Here is a 3,564-nt window from a genome sequence, read left to right as displayed (position 1 = left end):
ACCACCAATGTGCTGGCAGTGGCAGATTTGTCGATTGAGAGCTTTGTTGCAACGCCAAATCCTGCGGTGATTAATTTAACCACAACTTATAACATCACAGTTAAAAACAACGGGGCAGACCGTGCAAGCAATATAGTCTTGACTCACAGTGTGGATAGCTCGTTGAATGTATCAGGCGCGAAAATATTGAAGCAAGGTAATGAAGAGCAAGATATTCCATGTCAAGTGCAACAGCCTGTGATTACGTGTAGTTTGCCCAGTTTGGATGCGGGTGCAGCGCGTCAATATCAGCTCAGTTTTATTCCAACCGTTGCCGATATTATCCAACCTCAAATCACGGTCAGTTCAGACACTTTGGACAATCAAGATCAAAACAACACCGCGAGTTTAGAATTGGTGGTGAAACTGAATGTGATTGATGATACCTATGATAATGAAGGCAAAACCCTGAGCAATTATACGATTACCTCAACAGGTGCTGTAGTCGGTGGTGAACTTGGCGGTGCGATTAATAACCAAGGCCTGATTTCAGGCGTAACGGTGCTCGAAGGTTCAACCGTCAGTGGAGGGACATTATCGGGTGCAATTACCAATAATGGCATTATTCAAAATGTCAATCTTGCTAGTGGTGCAACCATCACGGGTTCTGGCATATTGCAAGGCACGATTACAGGTTTTGCCTCTAATCCAGCGCGTATTTTCGGTACAGTTGCAGCGGATTCAACTTTATCCAATGTGATTATCGGCGCAAATACGATTGTCGGTGACAATGTCACGTTGGGTTCTGGAGTCACGTTTAGTGCAACCGCACAAATTCCAGCAGGTTTGGAATTAACCAATATGTTACCAATTTTGCTTGAGCCATTGGGACAGCTCACCGCCGTCGATTTACGTACCGATATTGTTGAAGGTGGAATTTCTATTTTAGAAGGCATCAATGCTTTACCTGATTTCACCCGTCAGAACAGTAATTTTGTGCAAGATGCCATTACGGGACAACTCACTTTAGATTCAACATTAGGTGGTGTAACCGAAAATACTTTATTAACACCAATTCGGGTCTATCAAGCGATTGCCAGTCAAACGGCTGGGGTTTACGAAGCCGATGACGGCAGCATTACAATTATTACCGATGCGGGTCGTGCGGTGGTATTACAGCCTAGTATTGAGAATCCACAGCAATTATACGATACCTTGATTGCAGGTGATTTGAGAGGTTTTAAATCGCATACTGACGGCACGGTGGATATTTTAAGTAATACGGATTTGTATTTAAAAGTACGTCCGAGTAAAACCACCGATATTACCGATTATTTGAAACCATTGGGTTTTGAACCTGTATCAACGTTGGTGAGCGGTCAACTGAATGCCTTATTCCGTTATGTACAAGCATTTTTAAATCAGAGCAATGAAGAACGTCGTCAGCAAGTATTTTATCCAGCGGCGGCCAATCAAGCTGAATTAAGCGTTGCGATTGAAGCAATTCCGGGTGTAGTGGAAAATTCAGTCCGTTTTTACAATGATGGGCGGATGTCATTGAAACTGGATAAACAAACCTTTTTCACCATCTTAGACCCAGCCATTACCCAAGGCTTAGTCAGTAAGGTAACGCAATTGGTATTAATTCCTGATGCTAATAATGATGGCTCAGATGATGTACGCATTACTTATCAAAATGGCGAAGAGCAAGTGTTATATGTTGTGCCAACACCTGAAATTGTCAGCGAATTGCAATTATTGCCTGAGTTGGCAAATGATACTGTGACTGCATTTAGTGCTAGTCGGATGTTATTTACCAATAATATAGATAACTCACGTCGCTTGGTTTGGAATACTGCAAATTTAGTGGTTGATGAGGATACACCTACTTCTATGCAAGAGAACAGTGATGGCAGTGTGGTGTTTACGGTAAATTCAGGTCGGCAGTTATTAACCCAGCCAGCGATTCAAAATGATGTGGAATTTAATGCGGCGATGCAAACCTTGTTCAATGCACAATCGGTAATTCCTCAATTAGGTGTTGCAGGTAATATCAGTGCAGAAATTAGCAAGACGCAGCTTATTATTGTTCGTCCTGCGATTACTTCCAGTGTAATTAATTTAGCCAATACGACGGCATTAGGATTAACAAATATTGGTAATACATTGCGCTGGGTGTTCCGTGATGAGCTTGGGGTAAAACGTCAACAATTGGCTTATCCAGCCGCGTATCAGCCTGTGGCTTTATCTAGCTTCTTAGTCAATGCCGATACCGAAAGTGTGACTTTTAACAATAATGGACAGGTGATTGTGGATACAGGTGCATTCACATTTACGGGCGTGTTTGATATGAATGTGCAACAAGCTGATGTTGATCCGAGTGGTGGGATTCAATTCAGTCCTGTCGGTGATATTAACCAAGATGGCTCGTTAGATTATCAAGTGATTTATGCTGATGGTTTAGCACAGTATATTTACACTGTGACGGAGTAATTTAGTTAACTCGTCTTACGCAAAAAAGTTTTAGATTATGAACAATCAATGGCTTGAAAATAGTGCTTAAAACTTAAGTTGTGGATTTATCATGTTCTAGATTTTTTCTGCGTAAGGTGAATGACCAAAACAAAACCCATCAGGATTGGATTTCAAACGGAAACCACGATATGGGATTTATCTTTTTAACCATTTTACAATTTTAGCTTTTTAAAAATAAACTCAGGAATCGATTTAATCATTTTCATAATCACCCACCAGAAACTAGGTAAATATACCTCATTTTTACGCTTTTTCATGGCTTGATAAATCCCGCGACCGATCTGCTCAGGGGTTGCCCATAACGGGCCTTTTTTAAAATCCCGCGTCATTGGCGTATCAACAAAGCCCGGTTTTATGGTTAATACACACACATGACTGGCTGCCAAACGATTGCGCAAACCTTGTAGAAAAATTGATAATCCGCCTTTCGCAGTACCATAAATATAATTACTCTGCCGACCACGGTCCCCTGCGACTGAAGAAATCACGGCAATACATCCATGCCGCTGTTGTTCAAAATAGTTGGCCAATGGGGTGAGTAAGGAAATAATACTGAGAAAATTAGTTTTTAAAGACTGTTCTGTTGTTGCGTAATCAACTTGGCAATCTTGTTGATTATCCAGTGTGCCATGTGCAATTAACACCGCATCAATACCTTGCATATCATGCTCAGCTTGCTCAATCAATAATTCATGTTTGCTAAATTCATTTAAATCTTGCACTATATAATCTACTTGCTCTGCACCGTGCACCCGCAAATCATCAGCAACCATTTGTAATTTATCACCATCACGTCCAACCAAAAATAAATGAGAGCCATCATGAGCAAAATATTTCGCGGCCGCTTGGGCAATGGCTGAAGTTGCGCCAAAAATAAGCACTTTCTGCATAAAAAAATCCTTTATATAATAATGTTGCGCGTGACTCTTCGCCAAAAGCTGGATGAAAATCGAGAGTCTGTATATTGCGCGAATTCTTCCCACTGGGGATAATAACCTTTAAAATGACGTGGTGATAAACGGGCATCTTTACAAGGGTAAACTGCTCCAC

2 protein-coding genes are annotated in these 3,564 nt (G+C 41.2%); one reads left to right on the top strand and one right to left on the bottom strand.

Features of this window, described 5'->3' with window-relative positions; translation table 11 throughout:
• Positions 1 to 2,472: hypothetical protein (locus tag ABXH34_RS10795; protein WP_353571893.1), on the top strand; the 2,472-nt coding region annotated here is incomplete at its 5' end.
• A gap of 194 nt (positions 2,473 to 2,666) precedes the next feature.
• Here ABXH34_RS10795 and ABXH34_RS10790 read toward each other — a convergent pair.
• Positions 2,667 to 3,404 (bottom strand): SDR family oxidoreductase, encoded by a 738-nt coding sequence (locus tag ABXH34_RS10790; protein ID WP_353571892.1) that lies wholly within the window; start codon positions 3,402 to 3,404, stop codon positions 2,667 to 2,669.
• Between the last annotated feature and the right edge of the window lie 160 nt (positions 3,405 to 3,564).

The sequence above is a fragment of the Candidatus Albibeggiatoa sp. nov. BB20 genome, from assembly GCA_016744725.1.
Taxonomy (GTDB): Bacteria; Pseudomonadota; Gammaproteobacteria; order Beggiatoales; family Beggiatoaceae; genus Albibeggiatoa.
The sequence above is the reverse complement of the archived record's forward strand: the minus strand, read 5'-3'. Positions and strand labels throughout refer to the sequence as shown.

What these genes read in the sequence shown, in the direction of transcription:
- ABXH34_RS10790 (WP_353571892.1), bottom strand. Translation starts at nt 3,404, where the DNA reads ATGCAGAAAGTGCTTATTTTTGGCGCAACTTCAGCCATTGCCCAAGCG.